The 25,760-nt window shown below is 34.3% G+C and carries 26 protein-coding genes and 1 pseudogene; 11 read left to right on the top strand and 16 right to left on the bottom strand.

The annotated features are described in order from the left end of the window. Position 1: 1 nt before the first annotated feature. The gene (locus tag BLW20_RS01210; protein WP_091095502.1) at positions 2–826 is read right to left on the bottom strand and encodes an SAM hydrolase/SAM-dependent halogenase family protein; all 825 of its coding nucleotides are present in this window, start codon (positions 824–826) and stop codon (positions 2–4) included. Between the two features lie 87 nt (positions 827–913). Here BLW20_RS01210 and BLW20_RS01205 point away from each other — a divergent pair, with 87 nt between their 5' ends. The 6 genes from BLW20_RS01205 to BLW20_RS01180 all read left to right on the top strand — a co-directional run bounded on the left by BLW20_RS01205 (position 914) and on the right by BLW20_RS01180 (position 6,781). Continuing rightward, on the top strand, positions 914–1,915 hold the full coding sequence (locus BLW20_RS01205; protein WP_091095500.1) for a PhoH family protein: 1,002 nt from the start codon (positions 914–916) through the stop codon (positions 1,913–1,915). A 103-nt stretch (positions 1,916–2,018) separates the two neighbouring features. Then, complete coding sequence (locus BLW20_RS01200; protein ID WP_091095497.1) at positions 2,019–2,834, top strand: 2,3,4,5-tetrahydropyridine-2,6-dicarboxylate N-succinyltransferase; 816 nt, start codon at positions 2,019–2,021, stop codon at positions 2,832–2,834. Between the two features lie 71 nt (positions 2,835–2,905). Beyond that, the gene (locus BLW20_RS01195) at positions 2,906–3,748 is read left to right on the top strand and encodes a hypothetical protein (RefSeq protein ID WP_091095494.1); all 843 of its coding nucleotides are present in this window, start codon (positions 2,906–2,908) and stop codon (positions 3,746–3,748) included. A gap of 57 nt (positions 3,749–3,805) precedes the next feature. Beyond that, positions 3,806–5,122, top strand: a complete 1,317-nt coding sequence (gene rimO / locus BLW20_RS01190) for a 30S ribosomal protein S12 methylthiotransferase RimO (protein WP_091095492.1) — start codon at positions 3,806–3,808, stop codon at positions 5,120–5,122. A gap of 46 nt (positions 5,123–5,168) precedes the next feature. Continuing rightward, positions 5,169–6,086 carry an AEC family transporter gene (locus BLW20_RS01185; protein ID WP_091095490.1) on the top strand — a complete coding sequence of 306 codons (918 nt, stop codon included), beginning with the start codon at positions 5,169–5,171 and terminating at the stop codon, positions 6,084–6,086. Positions 6,087–6,325: 239 nt separating this feature from the next. Further along, positions 6,326–6,781 (top strand): META domain-containing protein, encoded by a 456-nt coding sequence (locus tag BLW20_RS01180; RefSeq protein WP_091095489.1) that lies wholly within the window; start codon positions 6,326–6,328, stop codon positions 6,779–6,781. A gap of 31 nt (positions 6,782–6,812) precedes the next feature. Here the strand turns inward: BLW20_RS01180 and serC are convergent, their stop codons facing one another. The 4 genes from serC to BLW20_RS01160 are packed head-to-tail and all read right to left on the bottom strand — an operon-like array spanning position 6,813 to position 11,494. After that, complete coding sequence (serC, locus tag BLW20_RS01175; protein WP_091095487.1) at positions 6,813–7,892, bottom strand: 3-phosphoserine/phosphohydroxythreonine transaminase; 1,080 nt, start codon at positions 7,890–7,892, stop codon at positions 6,813–6,815. Positions 7,893–7,905: 13 nt separating this feature from the next. Continuing rightward, positions 7,906–8,538: an NAD(P)H-dependent oxidoreductase gene (locus BLW20_RS01170; RefSeq protein WP_091095484.1), complete on the bottom strand. Its 633-nt coding sequence runs from the start codon at positions 8,536–8,538 to the stop codon at positions 7,906–7,908. Positions 8,539–8,541: 3 nt separating this feature from the next. After that, positions 8,542–9,498, bottom strand: coding sequence for a phosphoribosylaminoimidazolesuccinocarboxamide synthase (locus tag BLW20_RS01165; RefSeq protein WP_091095482.1), 957 nt, complete (start codon positions 9,496–9,498; stop codon positions 8,542–8,544). A 19-nt stretch (positions 9,499–9,517) separates the two neighbouring features. Continuing rightward, positions 9,518–11,494: an alpha-ketoacid dehydrogenase subunit alpha/beta gene (locus tag BLW20_RS01160; RefSeq protein WP_091095480.1), complete on the bottom strand. Its 1,977-nt coding sequence runs from the start codon at positions 11,492–11,494 to the stop codon at positions 9,518–9,520. Positions 11,495–11,919: 425 nt separating this feature from the next. Here BLW20_RS01160 and BLW20_RS01155 point away from each other — a divergent pair, with 425 nt between their 5' ends. The 4 genes from BLW20_RS01155 (at position 11,920) to BLW20_RS01140 (ending at position 15,438) form a co-directional block, all read left to right on the top strand. Next, positions 11,920–12,576 carry a TetR/AcrR family transcriptional regulator gene (locus BLW20_RS01155; RefSeq protein ID WP_091095648.1) on the top strand — a complete coding sequence of 219 codons (657 nt, stop codon included), beginning with the start codon at positions 11,920–11,922 and terminating at the stop codon, positions 12,574–12,576. Positions 12,577–12,633: 57 nt separating this feature from the next. Next, positions 12,634–13,584 carry an isopenicillin N synthase family dioxygenase gene (locus tag BLW20_RS01150; RefSeq protein ID WP_091095479.1) on the top strand — a complete coding sequence of 317 codons (951 nt, stop codon included), beginning with the start codon at positions 12,634–12,636 and terminating at the stop codon, positions 13,582–13,584. A gap of 370 nt (positions 13,585–13,954) precedes the next feature. Beyond that, the gene (locus BLW20_RS01145) at positions 13,955–14,746 is read left to right on the top strand and encodes a sensor histidine kinase (protein ID WP_218143505.1); all 792 of its coding nucleotides are present in this window, start codon (positions 13,955–13,957) and stop codon (positions 14,744–14,746) included. Then, positions 14,743–15,438, top strand: coding sequence for a LytR/AlgR family response regulator transcription factor (locus BLW20_RS01140; protein WP_091095474.1), 696 nt, complete (start codon positions 14,743–14,745; stop codon positions 15,436–15,438). Before BLW20_RS01145 ends, BLW20_RS01140 begins: the two co-directional genes overlap by 4 nt. Positions 15,439–15,619: 181 nt before the next feature. Here the strand turns inward: BLW20_RS01140 and BLW20_RS01135 are convergent, their stop codons facing one another. Continuing rightward, entirely contained in the window at positions 15,620–16,300 is a 681-nt protein-coding gene (locus BLW20_RS01135) for a TrmH family RNA methyltransferase (RefSeq protein ID WP_091095472.1), read from the bottom strand. A gap of 44 nt (positions 16,301–16,344) precedes the next feature. Between BLW20_RS01135 and BLW20_RS01130 the strand changes: the two are divergent. Beyond that, a pseudogene (locus BLW20_RS01130) lies at positions 16,345–17,030 on the top strand (SIR2 family NAD-dependent protein deacylase). Here BLW20_RS01130 and BLW20_RS01125 read toward each other — a convergent pair. The 10 genes from BLW20_RS01125 to BLW20_RS01075 form a co-directional block, all read right to left on the bottom strand. Further along, on the bottom strand, positions 17,025–17,783 hold the full coding sequence (locus tag BLW20_RS01125) for a glycerophosphodiester phosphodiesterase (RefSeq protein WP_091095470.1): 759 nt from the start codon (positions 17,781–17,783) through the stop codon (positions 17,025–17,027). The pseudogene BLW20_RS01130 and the gene BLW20_RS01125 sit on opposite strands and share 6 nt — an antisense overlap. Before the next feature lie 54 nt (positions 17,784–17,837). After that, on the bottom strand, positions 17,838–18,212 hold the full coding sequence (gene mnhG / locus BLW20_RS01120; protein ID WP_091095468.1) for a monovalent cation/H(+) antiporter subunit G: 375 nt from the start codon (positions 18,210–18,212) through the stop codon (positions 17,838–17,840). After that, positions 18,205–18,480 carry a monovalent cation/H+ antiporter complex subunit F gene (locus BLW20_RS01115; protein WP_091095465.1) on the bottom strand — a complete coding sequence of 92 codons (276 nt, stop codon included), beginning with the start codon at positions 18,478–18,480 and terminating at the stop codon, positions 18,205–18,207. Before BLW20_RS01115 ends, mnhG begins: the two co-directional genes overlap by 8 nt. Before the next feature lies 1 nt (position 18,481). Then, positions 18,482–18,961 carry a Na+/H+ antiporter subunit E gene (locus BLW20_RS01110; protein ID WP_091095463.1) on the bottom strand — a complete coding sequence of 160 codons (480 nt, stop codon included), beginning with the start codon at positions 18,959–18,961 and terminating at the stop codon, positions 18,482–18,484. A gap of 6 nt (positions 18,962–18,967) precedes the next feature. Beyond that, positions 18,968–20,479: a proton-conducting transporter transmembrane domain-containing protein gene (locus BLW20_RS01105; RefSeq protein WP_091095461.1), complete on the bottom strand. Its 1,512-nt coding sequence runs from the start codon at positions 20,477–20,479 to the stop codon at positions 18,968–18,970. After that, positions 20,476–20,829, bottom strand: coding sequence for a Na+/H+ antiporter subunit C (locus tag BLW20_RS01100; RefSeq protein WP_091095459.1), 354 nt, complete (start codon positions 20,827–20,829; stop codon positions 20,476–20,478). The genes BLW20_RS01105 and BLW20_RS01100 overlap by 4 nt, the downstream gene beginning before the upstream one ends. A gap of 1 nt (position 20,830) precedes the next feature. Beyond that, positions 20,831–21,268: a Na+/H+ antiporter subunit B gene (locus BLW20_RS01095; protein ID WP_091095457.1), complete on the bottom strand. Its 438-nt coding sequence runs from the start codon at positions 21,266–21,268 to the stop codon at positions 20,831–20,833. Then, positions 21,249–23,570, bottom strand: a complete 2,322-nt coding sequence (mbhE, locus tag BLW20_RS01090; RefSeq protein WP_091095455.1) for a hydrogen gas-evolving membrane-bound hydrogenase subunit E — start codon at positions 23,568–23,570, stop codon at positions 21,249–21,251. The genes BLW20_RS01095 and mbhE overlap by 20 nt, the downstream gene beginning before the upstream one ends. A 783-nt stretch (positions 23,571–24,353) precedes the next feature. Further along, complete coding sequence (locus tag BLW20_RS01080; RefSeq protein ID WP_091095451.1) at positions 24,354–24,593, bottom strand: hypothetical protein; 240 nt, start codon at positions 24,591–24,593, stop codon at positions 24,354–24,356. Then, a complete protein-coding gene (locus BLW20_RS01075; RefSeq protein ID WP_091095449.1) occupies positions 24,586–25,755 on the bottom strand; it encodes a THUMP domain-containing class I SAM-dependent RNA methyltransferase in 1,170 nt (389 codons plus the stop codon). The genes BLW20_RS01080 and BLW20_RS01075 overlap by 8 nt, the downstream gene beginning before the upstream one ends. Positions 25,756–25,760: the final 5 nt, after the last annotated feature.

Below are 25,760 nucleotides of genomic sequence, written 5' to 3'. Positions count from 1 at the left end.
TTTATTCGGTAAATTCTATGATAACGGTGTCGCGGTAAGTTACACCAAACAAACTTTTTGCATTTCCTACATTCTCATAATCAGATTTATAAATAGACATTTGCAAAAAATCTAAATCGTTAAAAATAAACAACATATCCCCTTCATACTCACGTAAATCTTTAGCTTCTGTATTAAAGTCGGCGTAAAATTGGTTGATTCTGTTTATGCGGTATCTCTTTGCCTTGATTTCAAATTTGCGGTTTTTTCTAACACGTTCAAACAGATCTTTCGAAATATTGGTAACCGCATTGCCATAATGATCTGTGTAAATAACTGAGCCCTTAATAGAATTTCCATCATCGGCAACCTTGGCACGCAATTCTACCAAAAGTTCACAATCATTATAATCTATTCTGGTACCTAATTCATAAAATTTATTTTCAGTAACAATCTGCTTAGCCACATGGGTAAACAAAGAAACAGTATCTGAACAAAAATCAGGAATGTCTAACTGAATGATTTCAGTTTGATCTTCTGGCGATGCCAATAAAGTAATGGTTCCGTTATTTGCCGTTAAAAAATAATGTCCGTTGAATTTTGCCAGCAAAAACGATGTTTGATCGTACATTTCGGCTTCAACCAAAACCATGTGCACGCTGCCTTTATTGAAATTTTGATACGCACCAAACAACACATAACTGGCATTGGCGATATTGTAAAAATCAATGCAATGCGAAATATCAATTATCTGAACAGAAGGCAATACGGATAAAATTCTGCCTTTAACCGATGCTACAAAATGATCTTTTATACCGTAATCTGTTGTTAATGTGATAACTGACATTAATATTTTTTTGTTAGTGTTTTTTAATATTTTTTGTTAGATTTGAGATATACAAAACTAATTTTTTTTAATTAAATCTAATAGCTTTTGAACGAAAGAATCATAGAACTGGAGCATATTACCCCGAAAGATTTTTGGGGTCCACAAGATATTCATCTGGAAATCATTAAAAAACTGTATCCAAAACTTAAAATTGTTGCCAGAGGAACAACGATAAAAATTTATGGCGAAGCTGAAATACTGGATCAGTTTGAATCACGATTTGAACGAATTTTAAAATACTACGAAAAATACAACCAGCTAAACGAAAACATCATTGAACGATTAATAATAGATGACCTACCTCAGAGAATGGATCGTTCTGATGAGATTTTGGTGCACGGTTTAGGTGGTAAATTAATCAAAGCCACTACGCCAAACCAGCAAAAGCTGGTCGATTTAGTTTTTAAAAACGATATGGTTTTCGCCATTGGTCCTGCAGGAACCGGAAAAACATATACAGGTGTGGCATTAGCCGTAAAAGCACTGAAAGAAAAACAGGTTAAGCGGATTATTTTAACACGCCCTGCGGTTGAAGCCGGAGAAAACTTGGGTTTCTTACCCGGTGACATGAAAGAAAAGCTTGACCCGTATATGCAACCATTATATGATGCCTTACGCGATATGTTGCCGCCAACCACATTAGAAGATTATCTGTTAAAGGGAATCATACAGATTGCACCACTGGCATTTATGCGCGGAAGAACATTGGACAACGCGTTTGTGATTTTAGATGAGGCTCAAAACACCACCCATTCGCAAATGAAAATGTTTTTAACACGTATGGGAAAAAACGCTAAGTTTATTATTACAGGAGATCCCGGTCAGGTTGATTTACCACGAAAAGTAACATCGGGCTTGCGAGAAGCTTTGCGTATTTTAGAAGGTGTAGAGGGTATAGGTTTTATCTTTTTAGACGATAAAGACATTGTTCGCCACCGCTTGGTTAAAAAGATTGTTGAAGCATATAAGAAAGTAGAAACTGCTAACGAATTTGCATCGCAACAAACATATTATCAAAATAAACAAAATGAAAATCCGACGAGTTAGTCGGATTTTTTTTATGAGAATAAATTAAGAATTAATACGCTATTCTTTTTTAAATGATTGTAAAATATGGCAGGTAACTCTATATTTGCAAAAAACAATTAATATGCAAGAATTAAAAAACACCATAGAACAGGTTTGGAAAAACAGAGCATTGTTACAACAAGAAGAAACCCAAATTGCTATTAGAAAAGTAATTGATTTAATTGACAACGGAAAATTGAGAACTGCAGAACCTGTTGATGGTGGCTGGCAGATTAACGAATGGGTAAAAAAAGCAGTGGTACTGTACTTCCCTATTCAAAAAATGGAAACTTTAGAAGCCGGTATTTTTGAATACCACGATAAAATGCCTTTAAAACGTAATTATGCCGAAAAAGGTATCCGTGTGGTTCCCAACGCAGTCGCTCGCCATGGGGCATATATTTCGGCAGGAGTTATCTTAATGCCTTCGTATGTAAACATTGGTGCTTATGTTGATGAAGGGACTATGGTTGATACTTGGGCGACTGTGGGTTCTTGTGCACAAATTGGCAAAAATGTTCATTTATCCGGCGGTGTGGGCATTGGAGGTGTATTAGAACCTTTACAAGCTGCACCGGTGATTATTGAAGACAATGCTTTTTTAGGTTCACGCTCTATTGTGGTTGAAGGTGTCCGCGTTGGAAAAGAAGCGGTTTTAGGAGCCAATGTAGTGTTAACAGCATCTACGAAAATCATAGATGTAACCGGAGAAACTCCCATCGAAATAAAAGGATATGTTCCAGAACGTTCGGTAGTTATTCCGGGATCTTACACTAAAAAATTCCCCGCGGGTGAATACCAGGTTCCTTGTGCATTGATTATTGGAAAACGCAAAGAAAGTACCGATAAGAAAACATCACTAAACGATGCTTTACGTGAACATAACGTAGCTGTTTAATCTATAAATATTAAATCCCTTTTGAAATTCAAAAAGGGATTTAATTTGTATCTTTGCGAAAATTTTTCAAAATGAAAACATTGCAGAAACTTTTCATATTAGGTAGTTTATCGTTACTCTCATTAAACACCTATTCTCAAGAGGTTACAACAAACCCTTATACTTCAGGTAACAAAGGAAAAATATTTATTTATTGGGGCGGAAACCGAGGATATTATTCGTCATCAGACATCCATTTCAAGGGAAATGATTACGATTTTACCGTACACAATGCCAAATCACATGACAAACCCAAAGGCTGGCACGCAGATTACATCAACCCTACCCGTATGACCATTCCGCAAACCAATTTTCGTTTAGGTTATTATTTTACCGATAAATACAGTGTGTCTTTTGGTTTTGATCACATGAAATATGTACTGACCCAAAATCAAGAAGCTTATGTAAGCGGTTCGTATCCAAACAAAGGCTCTTACGGTGAAGTGTTAGAAAACGGCAATACCAAATTAACCGAGGATTTTTTGAAGTTTGAACACACCGATGGATTGAATTACGTGAATTTAGAATTAGCACGAACCGAAGATATTTCGCGTTTTGTGGGTATTTACAATACCGATAAAGTACAACTTAATGCAGTTGCTGGCGTGGGTTCGGGAATTTTGTTTCCACGTACCAATGCAACCGTTTTGGGCAGAGAACGTAACGATGAATTTAAAGTGGCAGGTTACGGTGTTTCCGGAAAAATAGGAGCCAATGTAACGTTCTTCAAACACTTTTTTGTTCAGTACGAGGCTAAAGCAGGATATATCAACATTTTAAAAACACCGGTTTCTAACATTTCGTCTGAATATGCAAAACACGATTTTACCTTTGTAGAAAGTATTTTAGTGATCGGCGGAATTTTTAAATTGTAATTATTAACGGTTTAATACAAATTAAAATCGTAATTTTGCATCCTCAATTTTAAACCTATGAGAACTAAATCTTTAAAGAGAAATAAAATCAACGTAGTTACCCTTGGATGTTCTAAAAACGTTTACGACAGTGAAGTGTTAATGGGGCAATTAAAAGCCAGCGGTAAAGACGTTACGCACGAAGCCGTTAATGATGATGCCAACATTATTGTAATTAACACGTGTGGTTTTATCAACAATGCCAAAGAAGAATCGGTAAATACCATTTTGGAATATGTTGACAGAAAAGATCAGGGTTTGGTTGACAAGATATTTGTAACCGGATGTTTATCTGAACGTTACAAACCAGATTTAGAAACAGAAATCCCCGATGTAGATCAATATTTCGGAACAACCGATTTGCCTTTATTGTTAAAAGCTTTAGGAGCCGATTACAGACACGAATTGTTAGGCGAACGTTTAACCACAACGCCCAAAAATTACGCTTATTTAAAGATTTCTGAAGGATGCGACCGTCCATGTTCATTTTGTGCCATACCGTTAATGCGTGGCAAACATGTTTCCCAATCTATTGAAAAATTGGTTGCCGAAGCTGAAAAATTAGCCAAAGACGGTGTTAAAGAATTGATTTTAATTGCACAAGATTTAACCTATTATGGTTTAGATTTATACAAAAAACGCAATTTAGCCGAATTATTAGAAAATTTAGCAAAAGTAGAAGGTATTGAATGGATCAGATTACATTACGCCTTTCCTACCGGATTTCCAATGGATGTTTTGGAATTAATGAAACGCGAACCTAAAATTTGCAATTACATAGATATTCCGTTACAGCACATAGCCGACAATGTATTGAAATCAATGCGTCGGGGAACCACTTATGCCAAAACCACTCAGTTATTAAAAGATTTCAGAGCAGCAGTACCCGGAATGGCAATTCGTACTACTTTAATTGTGGGTTATCCCGGAGAAACCGAAGAAGATTTCGAAATCCTGAAAAACTGGGTTCAAGAAATGCGTTTTGAACGTTTGGGCTGTTTTACCTATTCACACGAAGAAAACACACATGCTTATTTATTAGAAGATGATGTCCCTGCCGATGTAAAACAGGCACGTGCCAACGAAATAATGGATATTCAGGCACAAATTTCTTGGGAATTGAATCAGGAAAAAATAGGACAGACATTTCGTTGTATCATTGACCGTAAAGAAGGAAATCATTTTATTGGAAGAACCGAATTTGACTCACCCGATGTTGACAATGAAGTGTTGATCGACGCTACAAAATACTATTTAAAAACCGGCGAGTTTGCCGATATTGAAATTTTTGATGCCACCGAATTTGATTTATATGGCGCACCAATATCAAAATAACACCCAAACCGAAAGATTACTTTCGGTTTTTTAGTACCTAGAATTTATGTCAAGCATTATTTTACTTTTTCTTTGTCTGTTTATCGGCATTGTCATACAAAGAATAAACAATTTTCCAAAAAACACAGCCATTGTACTCAATCAATACATTTTATATGTGGCATTACCGGCAATGGCATTGTATTATTTACCCAAAATTAAACTCAGCTGGGAATTGTTATTACCCGCATCAATCGCTTGGATTACCTTTGGATTATCGTTTTTATTGTTTAGTTATTTAGGAAAAGTTAACAACTGGTCTAAAAAACTTACCGGCTGTTTAATCATCACTTCGGGATTGGGAAATACCTCGTTTGTGGGCATTCCGGTTGTTCAGGCACTTTACGGAGATGAAGGTTTAAATACCTTAATCATCATCGATTTACCCGGAACATTCGTTGCACTTTCAACCGTTGGGGTTTTAGTAGCCACAATATATTCCAATCAAAAAGGAACCAACGATTCTATCGTTAAAAAGATTTTTTCATTTCCACCTTTATTAGCTTTTTTAGTGGGATTGTTAATGGTTATTTTTCAAATTGACTTTCCAGAGGCCTTAAGCGATACGTTTAAACAATTATCAGCTACTGTGTCCCCTATCGCTCTAATATCAGTTGGATACCAATTAAAATTCAAAACATACGGCAGGCATTTTAAATTTTTGTTTTTAGGTTTAACCTATCAGCTTATTATAGTACCACTGATTATTTTAGGATTGTTTTATTTTGTATTAGGAAAAACCGATTTGGCAACCAAAGTATGCATTATTGAAGCCGCAATGGCTCCCATGATTACAGGAGCTATTTTAGCATCTAACTACGGGTTGAAACCCGAACTGAGTAATATGATGGTTGGCTACGGTATTCCCATTTCGTTTATTACTCTGGCTGGATGGTATTTTTTGATAGAATATGTGGTGGTTTAAATAAAATATATCAAACAATTAATAATCTGAAATAAATCAAAAAAAAAACGAACTTTTATACTGATTATTCTAAAATTTATGTTAATAGTTAAATTTTAAAAACATAACCACCATATTTGACAGTAAAACAATTAAATGCACAGAACTGTAAACAAAATAATTAAAACACCCTATTGCAAATAATCAAGTAAAATCGAACAGATTCAAATTTAAAAATTCTTATATTTGAAATAAAAACAATGAAAAAAATATTGACATTTGGATTTATCGGAATTTTTAATTTAGGAATAGTTTCATGCAGTTGCTCACAAAATATGTTTGATTCAACAAAAGCTTCGTCAGAGAAAATAATGAGTACGTTAAATAATACCTCATGGGTTTTAAAACGTTTAGATAGCCAAAACCGAGATTTTATTCCTACCGAAGAGCAAAAAGAATTAGTGCTTTCTTTCAGTGATAATACCTATGGAACCAGTGACGGATGTAATGGTCAGGGCGGTGAATTTAACGTAAAAGACAACGAAATTAGTTTTGACAAAGGAATGTCAACAATGCGTTATTGCGGAGACGAAATGAAACATTTAATTTATAGTGTCCCTCTAGGAAAAATAAAATCAATAAAAGTTAAAAAAGACCAATTGCAGTTGTTTGATGAAAATAACGCAGTAGTTGCTACGTATATAAAGAAAAAGTAATTAATCTGGTATAGCTTTTAGAATAGTAATGCTACCCAAAATGAGCTTCAAAATACTGCATTACCTGTACTAAAAGCTGTACGCTTGTTATTGGCATAGCATTGTAAATAGATGCACGATAACCACCTGCTGTGCGGTGTCCGTTTATGCCATAGATTCCTTCTTTTAAGCAAAGTGTATTAAACTGTGTTGCTAATTTCTCGTCTTTTAAAAAAAAAGTAGCATTCATAACCGAACGGTCTTCTACCGAAGCATTGCCAAAAAATAGATTGTTCCGATCTATTTCTGAATACATCAAATGTGCTTTGGCTCTGTTTTTCCGTTCCATTGCCTCTACTCCGCCAGAATCTTTTAACCAATTCAAAGTTAAATAACTTACATAAACAGAAAAAACCGAAGGTGTATTGTACATACTTTCTCTTTCAATATGTTTTCTGTAATTCATTATGTTTGGGATTGGCTTTTTGATGCGTTCTAATAGTTCGTTTTTTACAACTACCAAATTTACACCTGATGTTCCGGCATTTTTTTGTGCACAAGCATATATCAAGTCAAATTTTGTAAAATCTAAAACTCTTGAAAAAATATCAGAACTCATATCACAGACCAAAGGAATATCGGTTTGAGGAAATTCTTTAAATTGTGTCCCGTAAATGGTATTATTCGATGTAATGTGCAGATAATCTAAATTAGAAGGAATTTCAATATTTTTTGGGATATAATTGTACTTTTTGTCTTTAGACGAGGCTACCTCAACAATTTTACCAAAATATGAAGCTTCATTTAGCGCATTATTTGACCAGCTTCCTGTGTTTATGTATCCTGCCGTACCGTTTTTGGAAAGTAAATTATAAGCCACACGTACAAATTCTAAACTGGCTCCTCCTTGTAAGAACAACGCTGAATACCCTTTGTCTTGTAGATTTAATAATTCTAAAGCCTGGCTACGAGCCGAATTTATAATATCTACAAAAGCAGGATCCCGGTGTGAAATTTCGATAAGTGATAAGCCCGAATCATTAAAATTCAATACTGCTTGTGCTGCTTTTTGCAACACTTCATCAGGTAGAATGCTGGGGCCTGAACTAAAATTATGTCTGTTCGTTTCCATAGTAATATACAGATTACTCAATAAAAGTAATCATATCAGCGGTGGTTTTACGTACTTTTTTCAATTCTGCCTGCCAGTCGTTTTCAGTATCCCGGTAACCAATTGGTAAAATAACCACACTTTTTAAACCTTTTTCTTCTAAATTCAGTAACTTGTCTAATTCGTGATTAATGAAACCTTCCATAGGAATTGAATCAACTTCTAAGGCTCCCGCTTCGGTCAGTGCCATTCCCAAAGCAATATAAACCTGGCGGGAAGCATGCTCAAACTGACGTTCTATTGGCATTGAAGTAAGCTGCTTTGCCACATTTATTTTATAATTATCTGAAAATCCTTTGGGCAAGTCACGTTCCCGTTCGTAATAATCAAAGTAATGGTTGATTTTATTTAAATCGTAATAACTCCACGCTGCAAAAACAAGTAAATGTGAACAATCGGTAATTTGTGATTGATTAAAAGCAAGGGGCTTAATTTTTTCTTTTAACTCTTTACTGGTTACCACAATTATTTCAAAGGGCTGCAAACCTGAAGAGGTCGGCGCCAACCGTGCTGCTTCCAAAATATTGTTTATTTTATCTTGAGCAACTTTTTCACCATTCATTTTTTTGGTAGCATAACGCCACTGCAATGCGGGAATGATACTCATTTTTTATTTAGTTTGATTAGTCAAAAAAGCGTTTACATTTTTTTCGATACGTTCCTGAATGTTTGAAACATCTGCTTTTTCAAATTTTTCCCCGATGATGTTTTCATACAATTCAATATATCTGTCTGAAACGGTTTCAATATATTCATCAGTCATTTCAGGAATTTGCTCCCCTTCTTTACCTTGAAATCCTTTTGAAATCAACCATTGACGGACAAATTCTTTCGACAATTGTTTTTGAGCTTCGCCTTTTTGCTGACGGTCCTGATAACCATCGGCATAAAAATAACGAGAAGAATCCGGCGTATGAATTTCATCAATCAAAACAATTTTTCCGTCTTTCGTTTTACCAAATTCGTATTTTGTATCCACTAAGATCAAACCGCGTTCTGCTGCAATTTCAGAACCGCGCTGATACAAAGCATGAGTATATTTTTCTAAAACTTCATAATCTTCTTTTGAAACGATTCCTTTCGATAAAATATCTTCTTTTGAAATGTCTTCATCGTGCGTTCCAAGATCCGCTTTGGTTGTAGGTGTAATGATAGGTTCAGGAAAACGATCGTTTTCTTTCATACCCTCAGGCATTTCAACACCGCATAAAATTCTTTTTCCGGCGGCGTATTCACGAGCTGCATGACCTGATAAATAGCCACGAATAACCATTTCCACTTTAAAAGGTTCACACAAATAACCTACTGCCACATTGGGATCGGGATTTGCTATTAACCAGTTAGGAACAATGTCTTGTGTTAACTGCATGAATTTTGAAGCAATTTGATTTAAGATTTGTCCTTTATACGGAATTCCTTTTGGCATGATTACGTCAAAAGCCGATAAACGGTCAGTGGCAATCATTACTAATAAATCGTTATTAATATTGTAAACTTCGCGTACTTTTCCTTTGTAAACAGATACTTGTCCCGGAAAATTAAAGTTTGAAGAAGTTATTGTTTTCATTGTTTGTTGTGTGTTTATTTTAATACTGCAAAAGTACTAATAATTCTTTTTCAAAACGCTGTTTTGGTAAATATTGCTCTTCTAAATGATACATAAAAGGAATGGGCGTTTCGATGCTTCCCACGCGTTTTACCGGCGCATCTAAATATTGAAAGCATTCTTCCATAATCCATGCCGATAAATCGCTGGCAATACCGCCAAATAATGTATCTTCTTGTAAAATGATTACTTTATTGGTTTTTTGAACCGATTTTTTTATGGTTTCATAATCTAAAGGTTGCAATGTTCTTAGATCGATTAAATCAGCAGAAATATCTGTATGATTTGCCAACGTTTCTAATGCCCAATGCACTCCGGCTCCGTAAGAAATAACGGTAACGTCACTTCCTTCTTTAAGTAAAGATGCCTGCCCAAACGGAATGGTGTAATAATTTGCTGGAACATCTTGTGATTTACTGCGATACAAATTTTTATGTTCAAAGAAAATCACCGGATTGGGATCGTTAATTGCCGTATTCAGTAAACCTTTGGCATCTACAGGAAAAGCAGGATAAACCACTTTTAAACCCGGCGTTTTTGTAAACCAGGCTTCGTTTGTTTGTGAATGGAACGGACCTGCGCCAGAACCAGCACCACAAGGCATGCGAACAACAACATCGGCATGTTCGCCCCAACGATAATGCTGTTTTGCCAATAAATTTACGATTGGATTAAAACCTGTTGAAACAAAGTCGGCAAATTGCATTTCAACCACCGCTTTGTGTTTATTGATAGACAAACCGGCAGCTGTTGAAACAATAATGCTTTCGCAAATGGGAGTGTTTCTGATACGGTCTTTGCCAAATTCATTCACAAAACCTTCGGTAACTTTAAACGCACCGCCATATTCGGCAATATCCTGTCCCATCACAACTAAATTCTGGTGACGCTCAAGAGATTGTTTCAACCCTTCGGAGACAGCATCTATAAAACGGATGTTTTTTGTTTCTGATCCGGCTTCAAAATGTTGATAATCATAAGGTTTGTACACATCGTTCAACTCCGTTTCCAAATCAGCTTCTAAAACTGCTTCATCCTGCGTAATTTTCCAATGCGTATCAATTTCTTCTTTGATTTCTTTTCTTAGCTGTGCGTCTAGTTCATCAGACAAAATACCCATTTCGGTCAAATAATTGTTGAAACGAGTAATAGGATCTTTAATTTTCCATTCTTCGAACAATTCCTGCGGAATATATTTGGTACCACTCGCCTCTTCATGTCCGCGCATTCTGAATGTTTTCATCTCAATTAATACCGGATGCGGGTTTTGACGCATATTTTCTGCAATTTCAGACAATTTTGTATATACTTCTATAATATTGTTTCCGTCTAAAATGTGACTTTCTATGCCGTAACCAATACCTTTATCGGCTAAATTTTCGCATTTGTATTGCTCGCGGGTTGGCGTTGAAAGTCCGTAACCATTATTTTCTATAATAAAAAGCACCGGTAGATCCCAAACAGCGGCAACATTTAAAGCTTCGTGAAAATCACCTTCAGATGTAGCTCCTTCGCCCGTAAAAACAGCTGTTATTTTGTTTTCTCTGCGTAACTTATGTGCCAGTGCAATACCATCTGCAATACCCAACTGAGGTCCCAAATGAGAAATCATACCAATGATTTTGTATTCTTGGGTACCGAAATGAAACGAACGATCACGACCTTTGGTAAACCCGTTGGCTTTGCCCTGCCATTGAGAAAACAACCTGCTTAACGGAATGTTTCTTGATGTAAAAACACCTAAATTCCTGTGCATTGGTAAAATGTATTCGTCATTATGAAGGATTGATGTTACACCAACGGCGATAGCTTCCTGCCCCATTCCGGAAAACCATTTTGATACTTTTCCCTGGCGAATCAAGATCAACATTTTTTCTTCTATTAACCTTGGTTTCAGCAATTTTTTATATAAATCTAACAGTATATCTTGCGATAAAATTTGAGATTGAACTTCCATATATGGTTTTAAATAAATTGCCTAAAATTACTAAAATTATTTATTAGACCGGATTAAGAGCCTGTTTAAAATTTATCTAATAATTTGTTTATGCTCCTTTTTGGTCATAACTGCGTTAAATTTTAAAACGATAGCCCTGCTATCCTTTGAAAATTTGCCTTGTTCTGAGACAAAAATAACCTATAAACATTTTTACAATACAAATTTAAACAGGCTCCAAAAATTTTTTTCTCCATATCGTGAATTTTTACTTGCATCATTAAATTTAATTAGTATCTTTGCTTCAATCAAATTATAAAACACGCTCACAGAATTATTGCAATTCATTTTAATGAATTTAGGATGTTGTTATGAAAAGAACTGATTTGTTTACACGAATCAGTTTTTTTATTATTTTTATACCTAACTTTCAATCTTTAAAAATTATGAAAGAGGAACCTAAAAAACGTAAACGCACTTCGGGGGCTATAAGAGATAAAGAGCGTACTAAAAACAAAATGGTACAAGCTGTTGGCAAAGTTCTTCTAAAAAAAGGTTATACCGGATTAAACGCATCTGCCATTGCAAGAGAAGCAGGACTTGATAAAAGTTTGGTTTGGACGTATTTTGGAGGTTTGGATAATTTGGTGGAAGAATACATTGTCCAACGTGATTTCTGGAAATTTAAAGCAAAAGATTCTATAGAAAATCTAACCACCGTATCTAAAGAAGTGAATGAACACGATATGACGGCTTTGTTACAATTTCAGTTTCAAGCACTTTTAGATGATAAAATTCTGCAACGCATTATGCTTTGGGGAATCAGCGAAAAAAAGGATTTTTTAAGAAACTTATCTGATGAACGGGAAATAATAGGCGAAGCCATTTTTAAAAACATCGATCCGCAGTTTAAAGATTCAAACGTAGATATTCGTGGAATTTTGGCCATTTTAGTCGCAGGAATTTACTATTTGGTTCTTCACGGAAAAATTAACGGAAGTTTATTTTGTGGAATTAATCTAAATACGGTCAACGGCGAAAAGCGTATCAAAGAAAGTATTTCACAGATTATTTCTATGGCTTACAAAAAAACGATTGCTTAATTTATTTTTCAAACTTTATTCGTAAAAATACGTAACTTTGAATTTAAAGTTTTAAAAATGCAAAACATACCAAGTGTTAATTTGCGTGATTTCCTATCGGACGATCCGGTACGCAAGCAAAAATTTTTAAATGAAATCGGTAAAGCTTACGAAGAAATTGGATTCGTATCATTAAAAGGACACTTTTTAAGCGATGAACTTGTTGACAAATTGTACAGGCAAGTTCGCGCTTTTTTCAGCCTTCCTTTAGAAATAAAAGAAAAATACGAAATTCCCGGAATTGGTGGTCAACGCGGATATGTTTCTTTCGGGAAAGAATCTGCCAAAGGACGAACAACCGGGGATCTGAAAGAATTCTGGCATTTTGGTCAATATGTAGAAAACAATCCAAAGTTAGAAGCAGAATACCCCAGAAATGTCATAGTGAACGAACTTCCTGAATTTAACAAAACCGGCGAAGAAACATATAAAATGTTAGAAAAAACAGGCGTGTATGTTTTACGTGCCCTAGCATTGTATTTGGGATTAGACGAATTTTATTTTGACCAGTACGTTAAAAACGGAAATTCTATTCTTAGACCGATACACTACCCTCCTATTACCGAAGAACCCAAAGATGCTGTGCGAGCAGCAGCGCATGGTGACATTAATTTAATTACTTTATTAATGGGGGCTCAGGGAAAAGGTTTACAGGTGCAAAATCACAACGGTGAATGGATTGATGCTATTGCAGCAGATGACGAATTGGTTATTAATGTAGGCGATATGTTATCACGGCACACCAATAACAAATTAAAATCTACGATACACCAAGTGGTTAATCCTCCAAGAGAATTGTGGGGAACATCTCGTTACTCTATTCCGTTTTTTATGCATCCAATAAGTGAAATGCCATTAGATTGTTTAGAAAACTGCATCGATAAAAAAAACCCTAAACAATATGAAGATATAACAGCCGGCGATTTTTTAACCGAACGGTTAATTGAATTGGGATTGATTAAAAAATAACTAAAAGAGGCTGGGCAAAAAGATCAGCCTCTTTTCTTTTAAAAAACCGTTATTCACCTCAATATTCTATAAATTACTGTTATTTCATTTATATTTGATTTAATTTATCAAAATGTTTAAAAAGTATCAGCAAACAGTAATAGCAATTGTAATTTCTATTTTATTTTTTGTAATTCCGTTTATCAATGCTCCTGAATTACAAAACAATGATTCATTTTTTAATTCGCTTATATTTTACAAACGTTGTTTAGAGAATTTAATAATTGTGCTTTATTTTTATCTAAACTATTTTCTTTTTGTTCCCTATTTTTATCGTAAGAAAAGATATATCATCTTTATCATTATAACAGTATTTTTTTTAATAATAGCAGTGAAAGTTCCCGATTTAATTATCACAAAAAATGATATTTACAATGCCTTATTGGCTGAAAATCCGGGAAAAATGCGCCGGCGAATGATGCCACCTCGTTCTCCTTTTTTAATGGAATTATTAATAGACCGCAATGCTTATCAATTTTATCTTGCTTTATCAATTGGTATTTTATTGAAAAATAACCAATACATTAACGTAATGAAACAAGATATGCTTAAAAGCGAAGTTTCGTATTTAAAGGCACAGATCAATCCGCATTTTTTGTTTAACACGCTCAATTCACTTTATGCATTGGCATTGGTAAAATCAGACGATACACCAAACGCTATTTTAAAGCTTTCATCAATTATGCGTTATGTGGTAACCGAAAGTTCACAGGAAAAAGTCGCCTTAAAAAGCGAACTGAATTATATTACCGATTATATCGATTTACAAAAACTACGCTTAACAAAAAACACAAACATCGACTATAAAATTAACGGAAATGTGAACCAACAAAAAATTGCCCCTTTGCTTTTTATTCCGATTATCGAAAATTGTTTCAAATACGGTATCAATCAAACAGAACGTGTTGTTATTAAAATTCACATTACTGTTTCGGGCAATGAAATCCTTTTAGAAACTTACAATAAAAAATCGGCAAAAAATATTAACGAATTAGAAAAAACAGAAACAGGAATCATCAATACACAGAAACGTTTAGATATTTTGTATCTTAACAATTACAATTTACAGATTACCGATACCCTTGATGATTATAAAGTGCAATTAAAAATTAATTTAAAATGATAAAAGCCATTGCAATTGACGATGAACCTTTAGCATTGACCATTTTAGAACATTTTTGTTCAAAAACCAATGATATTTCTTTAGAAAAAACATTTACTTCTCAAAAGGAGGCTTTAAATTATCTGGAAAAATTTCCGGTAGATTTGCTTTTTCTTGACATACAAATGCCCGAAAACGATGGTGTTTCGTTTTATAAATCGTTACAAATAAAACCTTTGGTGATTTTTACCACGGCTTTTGATCACTATGCCGTTGAAGGATTCAATGTAAATGCCGTTGATTATTTAATGAAGCCTATTGCACACGAACGTTTTGAAACGGCTATTGATAAAGTAAAAAAATTAAAACAACTACCCACCGTTTCTGCCGAAGATGCTTTTATCTTAATACGCGCAGATTATAAATTGAACAGAATTTATCTAAAAAACATACTGTTTATTGAAGGCTTAGACGATTACGTTCAGATTCATATTGAAGGGCAAAGTAAAATTGTAGCCCGAATGTCAATGAAAAATATTATGGAACAATTACCTGAAAAGGATTTTATCAGAATTCACCGTTCTTTTATCATCCCCATTCGCAGAATTACATCAGTACAAAGCAAACAAATTTTTATAAATGATCAGGAGTTTCCTGTGGGAGATACTTACAAAGCTTCCATTTTTCAGCAATTAACCGATAAAAAAGAATAATTTACCTACAAACTAAAAAAAATTTCGAACTACTATTGCATATTAAAAAAAACGTTGTACATTTGTAACAGTAACTCATCTACTACAGGACAAGTAATTAGAATGTTTTAGAATTTTTGAGTTTTTCATAAGTGTTTTTTTTGGTTATTAAAGTGGGTTTATTTCGGTAAACCCACTTTTTTTATAAGTCTTTTTCTGATAAAAATCGTTCAGTTATAAAATCGATGTTTTTGATTGATTTTCGAGTCCAATCTATTTTTTTCATTAAAAGTTCATCATCGGTCAATTTCCAATCAATAATACTACTTCTTAATCGGGTGGTGATGTTATTGATAATAATAGCTGCAGAAACCGAAATATTTAAACTTTCAGTAAAACCATACATTGGAATTTTTATATAAGCATCGGCGTTTTTCATTACCTCATCTGAAAGCCCTGATTTTTCTGTCCCAAAAAAAATAGCCGACGGTTTGCTGATATCAAAATCATCCAGTAAATACGCATCGGCATGCGGTGTGGTTGCAACAATTTGATAACCCTGTCTTTTTAATGCATGTAAACAGCTTTGCGTGCTTTTATGTGTGTGAACATCTACCCACTTCTCTGCTCCCATCGCAATTTCCTTGTCAATTGTTTTGCTAAATTTTTGTTCAATAATATGTACATCCTGAATACCAAAAACCTCACAGCTTCGCATTACGGCACTTGTATTGTGCAACTGATAAACATCTTCAACACCCACACAAAAATGTTTGGTTCGGTTCATTAAAACCCGATCAAAATTCAATCTTCGGTTTTCGGTTATAAAACGTTCTAAGTAATTTAAATAGTCATTGCTTTTATATAAATCTGTTAAATTCATTGCTTTTGTTTAAATTTATAACAAAGATACTATTTACAAATTCAATGAAGAATTTAGTTTTTTTACCGGTGCAGGAATTTCTGCTGAAAGTGGCATAAAAACCTTTAGAGATGCCGATGGTTTATGGGAAGGACACCATATTACGGAAGTTGCCAGTTTTGAAGGTTTTCAGAACAATCCCGAAATTGTTTTAGACTTTTACAATAAACGCAGAAAACAATTACAAGAGGTTGAGCCAAACTAGGCACATTTCGTTATTGCTGATTTACAAAAAGATTTTAATGTAACCGTTATAACACAAAATGTTGATGATTTGCATGAACGTGCCGGAAGTAAAAAAATCATTCATTTACATGGCGAATTACTCAAAGCCCGAAGTGTAGAAAACGATCTGTTAATTTACAATTGGAAAGACGATATTTTGGTAGGAACAACCAATAGAGAAAACCATCAGCTACGTCCTCACATTGTCTGGTTTGGCGAAGCAGTTCCTGAAATTGAAAACGCAATTAAAGTGATCGAAAAGGCAGATATTGTAGTCATTATAGGTACATCGTTACAAGTATATCCCGCTGCAGGATTAATTGATTATGCCTTAAATGCCAAACATTTTTTTTATATTGATCAAAATCCCGCTGAAACCAGTTATTTTAATAAGCCCATTAAGGTAATAGCAAAAAAGGCATCAGCAGGAATGCGTGATTTACAACAAATTCTCAACGAGTTATAATCCATTTTGTAAAAAAAGTTGCGGATAATCGGTGGTGATATAATCGATTTTTGCTGCATCAAACTGCTTGGCAATATTTAAATCGTTTACCGTCCACGAATTGGTTTTTAGATGTTTTTGCTGAAACTCTTTCAGTAAATCGGGATTGTTTAAAAACAGTTTAAAATGATAATCAATTCCGTTTAAATTTACGGCTTGAATTTCTTCTGCAGCTTTATCTCCGTTTAAGTAATGAACCGAAAAATGGGGTGCTTGTTGTTTTAGATAAACTGCCGAATCAAAATCAAAAAGTATAAATTCTACGTTATCAGGTGTGGCTGTTTGTGGTAATTCTTTCAGAATCACATCGATTAGTTTCTTTGTACGGTTGGTACCATCAATGGCTGACGTTTTAATTTCTAAAATTAATTTTGTTGCCTTTTGATTTAAACCGGCAGCAAAATATTCGGCAAGTGTAGGAATTTTTTCTCCGTTTGGATGCTCTTTCATCAATAATTCATTATAATTGGATGTTTCGATATCCAAACCATAAAAATCGTGGTCGTGGTTTACAACAACTACATTGTCTTTTGTTAAGTGAACATCAAATTCGGTTCCAAAACATTTCAGTTCAATTGCTTTGTTTAAAGACGCAATTGAATTTTGTGGCAGATTGTATTCTTTCCAGGCACCGCGGTGAGCAATGATTTTAGTATCCATATTTTGTGCCCATAAATTAAAACTGGCTAAAAATAATAAAAAAACGTACTTCATAATTAATTTTTTACAAAAGTACCTTTGCTGTATTAAGCGAATGTTTTAAGAATATTATTCTTTCTTGATTTTATCCTTTGGCAATGCGGGATTGGTACAATTACTGTCGGGATCATTTTCTAATTCGTCAATAATAGAATCTTTCCAAAGTTTTGTTCCGGTAATATAAGCCACTTTACTAATTAAAAAACCAGCAACCGGCGAGGTAATAAACAAGAAAAAGATAATCGCAATGGCTTTTGTGGTAACAGAAAACTCGGCAAAATGTATTGTAGCAGCAATAAGAATACAGCCAATACCCAACGTGGCAGCTTTTATTGTTACTGATAGCCGCGAATAAAAATCGGGCATTTTAAAAACGCCGAACGAGGCTATAAGCACAAAAACGGCACCTAATGTGCTTAAAATTTTTATTAACAAATCATTCATCTCTTTTTCTTTTAAATATATAAAATGAAAAGGCAACCGTACTTAAAAAGGCAATAAGAGCCAAAATCATTGCCTCATCTAAAAACAACGGATTGTTTACAATGATGCTGAAAAGGGTTATAAAAGCCACACCGACAGTAATCAGTAAATCAAGTGCAACCACACGGTCAACCACTTGCGGACCTTTTATAAATCGTAACATTATAAAAAATATTGCCAAACAAATAATTGGCATTACAATATATGCTATGTAATCTTCAACCGTCATTTTATCTGATTATTTCTAATAATTTTCGTTCTATTCTGCTACTTAGTCTTTCAATAAATTCTTCTTTATTGGTTAAGTACATCACATGGATGTACATAAACTTTTTATTTTTAGACAGGTCTACAACCACCGTTCCCGGAGTTAAAGCAATCATATTGGCAAGCATGGTAATTTCAAAATCGGTTTTTGCTTCCATTTCATATTTAATGATACCGGGTTTCATGTTGTAATTAGGTGTAATTACATCTTTAGTAACCTCGTAATTTGCTTTCATTAAATCATAAAAAAACAACAGGATAAAAGCAAAAATCTTTGGAACCCTGTAAAAATATTCGGTACTGGCGTTAACAGATTTGTTGACCATCCACAAAATAAAAAAGCCAAGGGCATAGCCAAATACAAAATTGGTATAACCCAACTGCCCTGTTAACGCTACCCAAACAAATGTAAGTAATATGTTTAATAAGAAATTTTGTAACATGCTTAATTATTCTTTTGTGCTTAAAACGTTGTTTATATAAATTTCGGGATGTTTCATCTCATAAGCAGCTTTTTCTGCCAACTTAAAAACATTGTTGGCATTTAAACCTATAAATAAAGATACTGCAGTTAATCCGATTACAGGAGCAATCAAAGCGATTTTACCCGAAAGCGAAAAAGGTCTAAAATGATCTATTTCTTCTGTAATGGGTTTAGGCGATTCTTTCCAGAAAGCTTCAGACCAAATACGGATAACCACAAAAAGCGTTACAAAACTTGCTACAATCAATGCTGCAAGCAGTACATAATTTTCTTGTTTAAAGGTTTCCTGAAAAAGCAATACTTTAGGCCAAAATCCTGATAATGGCGGAATACCAATCAAAGAAAAAAGTACTAAAGCAACCATAAAAGAAAACTTTGGATAATCTTTCAACAAACTTCCTAACCGAGTGATATCTACGGTTTCCCGCATTTTTAAAATGATTCCGGAAATCATAAAGAAATTACTCTTCACAATAACGTCGTGAATCAGGTAAAAAATCACGGCCACAAAAGCCAATTCGGTATTTAATCCCAAACCTGCAATAAGATACCCGATGTGACACACGATAAGATAAGATAAAATCCGACGGATACTTCTTTTATTAATGGTACCTAAAGCTCCGGTAATTAAGGTTAATATTGCAATTACAGAAAACAATGTCAGCGTAAAATGATCAGGTTGAAAAACCACGGTAAAAACACGCAGCATGGCATAAATTCCCATTTTTGTTAACAGTCCGCCAAAGATAGCCGCAATGGCAGACGGCGGTGTGTGATAGGCCGAGGGCAACCAGAAATACAGTGGAAAAACCGCTGATTTAATTCCAAAACCTACAAAAAACAGCAATGACGTTACCGTTACCAGTCCCTTATTTTCTACTTGAGCCACTTTACCTGCTAAATCGGCAATATTTAATGTTCCGGTAATTCCGTATAAAATTCCAATCGCAGTAAGGAAAATAACTGATGCCAGCATATTCATGGTTACATATTTAATAGCCCCTTCCATCTGCATTTTCTTTCCGCCAACAGTCAGTAAAATAAACGATGAAATAATAACCACTTCAAACCATACGTACAGATTAAAAATATCTCCGGTTAGAAAAGCACCTAAAAGTCCCATTACTAAAAAGTGGAAAATAAAAAAATATCCAAATTTTATTCTGCTGATATTTAAACTCGATGTAGAATAAATACCTACAGCCAAGGAAACCAATGCTGTTAAAAGTACCATAATGGCACTAAGTGTATCTGCCATAAAAGTAATCCCGAAAGGTGCCTGCCAACCACCTAATTGCAAGGTTAGATACCCGTTTGTCAACGTCATTTCAAACAAGCGCAAACACAATATAAATGCAATGCTGTTTCCTACAATGCTTATTACTTTTTGTACAAAAACTTTTTGCCAGAAAAACAATAAAAGAATTGCGGTAAACAAGTGCATTAATACGGGTGCCAGTATAAAGTTTGTTGTCATATATCTAAATCTTGAATATTTAATGAATCCAAATCATCAGATCCGGTAGTTGTATATACCCTTTTTAGCAACACAATAGCAAATGCCGTTAATGCAAAACTGATGACAATTGCCGTAAGAATTAAAGCCTGCGGAACAGGATCGGCATAAACTTCTAAAAATTCGGTATTTTGCGGTTTTATAATCGGTGCTTTTCCTTTAGTGATTCCTCCAATAAGAAATATTAATATGTTTGCTCCGTTTCCCAAAAGTAACAAGCCTAATAATAATTTTACCATACTTCTGCGAAACATCATATAGATACCTGCAGAATAAAAAGCTCCGACTAAAATAACTAATAATAATTCCATTTTATGTATTTTCAGATATTGTAAACAATATTGTTAAGACCACACCAACTACCACCATATAAACACCCAAATCAAACAGCAAAGCCGAACCAAAAGCTCCGATAACTACCACTGATTCTGCAAACCACACACCGGTCATAAACGACCTTCCTAAAACAACCGGCAATAATCCGCTTAAAAAGCTGACTAATAATCCGGTGGGAATCAAGAAAAAAGGTTTAATGCTAAACATTCTCAATGTTTGCATAGGGCTGTAAGCAAATGAATGCAGTACAAAAGCTATCGACGCAATTAATCCGCCAATAAATCCACCTCCCGGTAAATAATGCCCTCGTATCAATAAAAAAATAGAGAACAAAATTAAAAGCGGCAACAGATAATTAGCCGATGTCCGTAAAATTGTTTTATCTAATTTTTCGTTATTCCGATTTCTCTCCATCTTGTGTTTTATATTTTAAAATGCTGTAAACGCCAATTGCAGCAATAGATAGCACAATTGTTTCAATCATTGTATCAAATCCTCTGTAATCAACCAGTATTACATTTACCACGTTTTTACCTTTTGCCATTACATAAGCATTATCGGCATAAAATTTACTCACACTTTTATCTGCCGGCGAAACTAGTGCCTGAAGCGTGATCAATGAAATCAATACACCGAAACTGACTGAAATGATTCCGTCTCTAAATTGAATTTTACCATTTGAAAATTTCAGGAAAGGCGGTAATTTAAACAATACCAATACAAACAAAACCACCGTAAGCGTATCGATTGCAAACTGCGTCATTGCTAGGTCGGGTGCACCATAAAACACAAATATCAAACAAATAGAATAGCCCACCACTCCCAAAGCAGCAATAGACGTTAACCTTGAGGTGGTATTTGTGATGATATAAATGGCAATCATGGTAATTACGAAAACAATAAATTCGTAAATTCTAAATTCTGACAAACCTTCGGTATTTACCCGTAAAGGCACATCAGCAAACAGTTTGTATCCCACAATACCTGTAAAAAACAAAATAATGATCAGTATGTAGATTCTCAGGTATCCATTGTGAAAAAAGCGGGTATATTTAAACGCAAACAAACGAATACCTACTGCTATGTTGGTGATAATTGTTTGTGGTGAAAAATCGTCTAAACCTTTTAACCTGCCTTCGTTTTTGTTTGATGGTTTTATTGTAAAATATAATACGGTTCCCAATACAATGGTGATGATACTTAACAGTAAAACCATATTAAACCCATGCCATAATACAAGATACATGTCTGTTGATTTCCCAAAAACGGCACTGGTGGCTGCATTGATTACTGTTTGATCTACAATAGCCGGTAATACACCAAAAAACAAGGTAAGAAAACTTAACACCACAGGCGGAAGCCATAAAAAGACATTCGGTTTATGTATCTTTTTAAACTCTTGAGGCAATTTTCCAAAAAACGGACGAATACCTGCTAAAAATCCTGCCGAAGTCAGAAATACATTAGTCAGTAACATGATTCCGGTCAGTATAAAAACAGATTCCCGTGTCCAGATAGTACCTGTAGTTACCCCGTAAAACAATTCTTTACTTAAAAACCCAAAAGTCAACGGAATTCCGGCACTTGACAAAGCAGCAATAAAAGCAGCAATGGCAACCGGCGGCATTACTTTCCCCAATCCTCTTAAAACAGATAAATCGCGTGTGTGGGTTTCGTGGTCAACAATACCTGTTACCAAGAATAAGGTGGCTTTGTACAATGCGTGCACCAAAATAAATGTACAGGCAGCGTAATACGCAGTTTCGGTACCAATACCCAGTAAAAAAACAATGATACCCAATGCAGAAATGGTGGTATAAGCCAGCAAGCCTTTCATATCTTTATGAAAAATACTTAATAACGCCCCTATCAGCATTGTTATACCCCCAACAATCATTAAATTATAATTCCAAACCTCATCTCCACTTAAAATGGGTGAAAAACGAGCCAATAAATAAATTCCGGCTTTTACCATTGTTGCAGAGTGCAGATAAGCAGAAACCGGCGTGGGAGCTTTCATAGCACCCGGCAACCAAAAATGAAACGGAAACTGTGCCGATTTGGTAAAAGCACCGGCAAAGAGTAAAGATATAATAATGTAATAATATTCGTTATTTACTAAAATACCCGGTTGCGTCAGCAATTCATTGATGGAATAAGTACCGGAAACCATTCCAATTAAAGAAAAAGATGCCAGCATTAAAAACCCTCCTAACCCTGTTAAGCTCAATGCCCATAAGGCACTTTTTCTTGAATCTTCTTCGTTGGTGTTGTATCCAATAAGAAAATAAGAACTGATACTTGTAAGCTCCCAAAAAACAAACAATGTAATTAAATTGTCAGACAGTACCACGCCCAACATTGCTCCCATGAAAAGCGTGAGGTAACAATAAAATCTGTGAATGTTTTCGTCTTTTTTAAGATATTCTGCAGCATACAGATAAATCAATGTACCAATACCGGTAATCATTAGTGAAAACAACATCGAAAGCCCGTCTATTTTAAAATCTAACGAAATACCCAGTGAAGGAATCCAGTCGTTTTTAAAAAAGACCGATTTTACACCATAATGAACCGCCGGTAAATAACTTAAGAGGTAGAGAAACAGTAACAGGGGGATTACACTTATGAATTTAAAAAACCTAGCCATTTTTTGTGGCTTAAAAAGCAACATTACAAACGCCAACAAAAAGGTGATGATAATAGGTAAAAGCATAATATGTAAGTTAAATCCTTTCTCTGATAAATGGTATTATTTGTGATTTTTTACAAAAATAAAAAAAATAATTGATTTTTTAGAATTAAATGTATGTTAGATTTTTTTAGGTGTAAGGCAGTAAAAACTAAACGAAGTAATCTTAAAATGATGATTTTCATTACTTGTGAGAAGCTGAATCAAGTTTACCACAGAATTACATCATATGGTACATATAATTTTGCTTTAAAAGATCACCATACGAAAGATTCATACAGCAGTAGGTGCTTTCCTTTTTACTTTCACAGATTACAAATCCGCAACATTGGGTTCATTACCTGTATTTTGAAACTAAAACTAATGACGCTATAAATAATAATGTTGAAAACACATCATACATATCATAAATCAACCTCTTGTAATTAGGCTTTCTATTAATTATTTCTGCTCTTTGCCGAGAATTTAGCTTATTATAGAAATAATAACTATTAATAAGCGCTATAATAACAATTGGTGAAAATAATATTACAAAGTTCAGTTTTACTTCAAACAAAAAATGTAAGATTAATATAAAAATAGTATTAAAATTAACTGCTTGAGTAAATGATAAATGTAATAAAGTACTGATTGGTGTTTCGTAACTGGCATTCTTCATTAATCTACTATGATTAGCCGCAAAAAAATCTATCCAAAAGTTTTTTAAAAAAAATATAATATTCATAAATAGTTTCGTTTAAACTTTTTGATTCTGTCCAATGATATATTCTTTTATTATTCATTTTAAAAATTAATACAAAAACAAACTTACAACCAATTTACAGGTGTTCCTTTTTTGCTAAACAGCCAGGCTACAAAAACGGTATCTTTCCCATCTATTTTAAAAACTTTGAATTGTGGAACCAGAACAATAGTAATAATTCCGCTAACAACAGGAATCCAAATTCCGGTAAGCAATTCAAAATGAGCAATAATGTAGCGTGCAGCTAAAAAAATAACTGCAAAAAATAAAAACTGTATAACCAATACTTTTGTCGCTTTATTCATTTTCTGTTTTATTTTGAAATTTTGTTCGTTTACTTCCTTTGTACATCTCGTATTTTACTAAACGGGCTTCTAATTTACCGTTAAACAACTTAATTTTTCTCGATGGTTTTAAACCCACATATTTTAACGCCTCAATGTTTCCGGTAATAAACCATGCATTGGTATCAGGATAACTTTGTTTTAACGTATCGCCTATTTCACGGTAAAAACGTTCTAAATCAATATCTAAGCGTTCGCCATAAGGGGGATTGAAAACCATGTGCAACGTTCCTTCGGTTTCTTTTTCCGTTTCAAAAAAATTCCGTTGTTCTATTTTTATGTATTCGTCTAAATTAGAGTTTCGGGCATTGTCTTTTGCTTTAGCAACTGCCGATGGTGCTTTGTCGTATCCAAAAATATCATAATGAAAATCAGTAATCTTTTTCAATAACGATTCTTCTACTTTATCAAACAAATCGGCATCCCAATCGTTCCATTTTTCAAAAGCGAACTCTTTTCTGTTGATATTTGGCGGAATATTGCAGGCAATCATTGCAGCTTCCACCAAAAAAGTTCCCGATCCGCACATGGGATCCAAAAAGTGTGATTGACCATTCCATCCGCTTAACAATAAAATTCCGGCTGCCAATACTTCATTAATCGGTGCAATATTAGTAGCTGTTCGATACCCGCGGTGGTGTAGTGAGGCTCCTGACGTATCCAGCGAAACCGTACAAACATCCTGCTGAATGTGAATGTTTATTCTTAAATCGGGGTGGTCTTTATCAATATTTGGTCTGTCGTCAAATTTCTTTTTAAACTGGTCAACAATAGCATCTTTGCTTTTTAGTGCCACAAACTGCGAATGGTTAAACTGATCTGAAAAAACAGTCGCATCTATTAAAAATGATTGGTGAACACTGATAAAATCTGTCCAATCAATGCTTTGAACACCGTTATACAAACTGGTTTCGTTATAAACTTTGAACTGTTTTATGGGTTTCAAAATTTTTAATGCGGTACGCAATGATAAATTGGCTTTGTACATAAAACCTTTATCACCATAAAAACTAACCATTCGGGTACCTTGTTCAACACGCTGTGCACCAAGCTTTACTAATTCATTTGCTAAAATTTCTTCAAAACCAAAGAAGGTTTTAGCGACCATTTTAAAGTTTTCCATATTCA

It is taken from the genome of Paenimyroides marinum (assembly GCF_900108395.1).
In the GTDB taxonomy this organism is placed as follows: Bacteria; Bacteroidota; Bacteroidia; order Flavobacteriales; family Flavobacteriaceae; genus Flavobacterium; species Flavobacterium marinum.
This window is presented reverse-complemented; position numbering and strand designations above follow the sequence as displayed.

Coding starts and splice junctions, on each gene's coding strand:
- BLW20_RS01210 (WP_091095502.1), bottom strand. CDS start 826: ATGTCAGTTATCACATTAACAACAGATTACGGTATAAAAGATCATTTT.
- BLW20_RS01200 (WP_091095497.1), top strand. CDS start 2,019: ATGCAAGAATTAAAAAACACCATAGAACAGGTTTGGAAAAACAGAGCA.
- BLW20_RS01195 (WP_091095494.1), top strand. CDS start 2,906: ATGAAAACATTGCAGAAACTTTTCATATTAGGTAGTTTATCGTTACTC.
- rimO (WP_091095492.1), top strand. CDS start 3,806: ATGAGAACTAAATCTTTAAAGAGAAATAAAATCAACGTAGTTACCCTT.
- BLW20_RS01185 (WP_091095490.1), top strand. CDS start 5,169: ATGTCAAGCATTATTTTACTTTTTCTTTGTCTGTTTATCGGCATTGTC.
- BLW20_RS01180 (WP_091095489.1), top strand. CDS start 6,326: ATGAAAAAAATATTGACATTTGGATTTATCGGAATTTTTAATTTAGGA.
- serC (WP_091095487.1), bottom strand. CDS start 7,892: ATGGAAACGAACAGACATAATTTTAGTTCAGGCCCCAGCATTCTACCT.
- BLW20_RS01170 (WP_091095484.1), bottom strand. CDS start 8,538: ATGAGTATCATTCCCGCATTGCAGTGGCGTTATGCTACCAAAAAAATG.
- BLW20_RS01165 (WP_091095482.1), bottom strand. CDS start 9,498: ATGAAAACAATAACTTCTTCAAACTTTAATTTTCCGGGACAAGTATCT.
- BLW20_RS01160 (WP_091095480.1), bottom strand. CDS start 11,494: ATGGAAGTTCAATCTCAAATTTTATCGCAAGATATACTGTTAGATTTA.
- BLW20_RS01155 (WP_091095648.1), top strand. CDS start 11,920: ATGAAAGAGGAACCTAAAAAACGTAAACGCACTTCGGGGGCTATAAGA.
- BLW20_RS01150 (WP_091095479.1), top strand. CDS start 12,634: ATGCAAAACATACCAAGTGTTAATTTGCGTGATTTCCTATCGGACGAT.
- BLW20_RS01140 (WP_091095474.1), top strand. CDS start 14,743: ATGATAAAAGCCATTGCAATTGACGATGAACCTTTAGCATTGACCATT.
- BLW20_RS01135 (WP_091095472.1), bottom strand. CDS start 16,300: ATGAATTTAACAGATTTATATAAAAGCAATGACTATTTAAATTACTTA.
- BLW20_RS01125 (WP_091095470.1), bottom strand. CDS start 17,783: ATGAAGTACGTTTTTTTATTATTTTTAGCCAGTTTTAATTTATGGGCA.
- mnhG (WP_091095468.1), bottom strand. CDS start 18,212: ATGAATGATTTGTTAATAAAAATTTTAAGCACATTAGGTGCCGTTTTT.
- BLW20_RS01115 (WP_091095465.1), bottom strand. CDS start 18,480: ATGACGGTTGAAGATTACATAGCATATATTGTAATGCCAATTATTTGT.
- BLW20_RS01110 (WP_091095463.1), bottom strand. CDS start 18,961: ATGTTACAAAATTTCTTATTAAACATATTACTTACATTTGTTTGGGTA.
- BLW20_RS01105 (WP_091095461.1), bottom strand. CDS start 20,479: ATGACAACAAACTTTATACTGGCACCCGTATTAATGCACTTGTTTACC.
- BLW20_RS01100 (WP_091095459.1), bottom strand. CDS start 20,829: ATGGAATTATTATTAGTTATTTTAGTCGGAGCTTTTTATTCTGCAGGT.
- BLW20_RS01095 (WP_091095457.1), bottom strand. CDS start 21,268: ATGGAGAGAAATCGGAATAACGAAAAATTAGATAAAACAATTTTACGG.
- mbhE (WP_091095455.1), bottom strand. CDS start 23,570: ATGCTTTTACCTATTATCATCACCTTTTTGTTGGCGTTTGTAATGTTG.
- BLW20_RS01080 (WP_091095451.1), bottom strand. CDS start 24,593: ATGAATAAAGCGACAAAAGTATTGGTTATACAGTTTTTATTTTTTGCA.
- BLW20_RS01075 (WP_091095449.1), bottom strand. CDS start 25,755: ATGGAAAACTTTAAAATGGTCGCTAAAACCTTCTTTGGTTTTGAAGAA.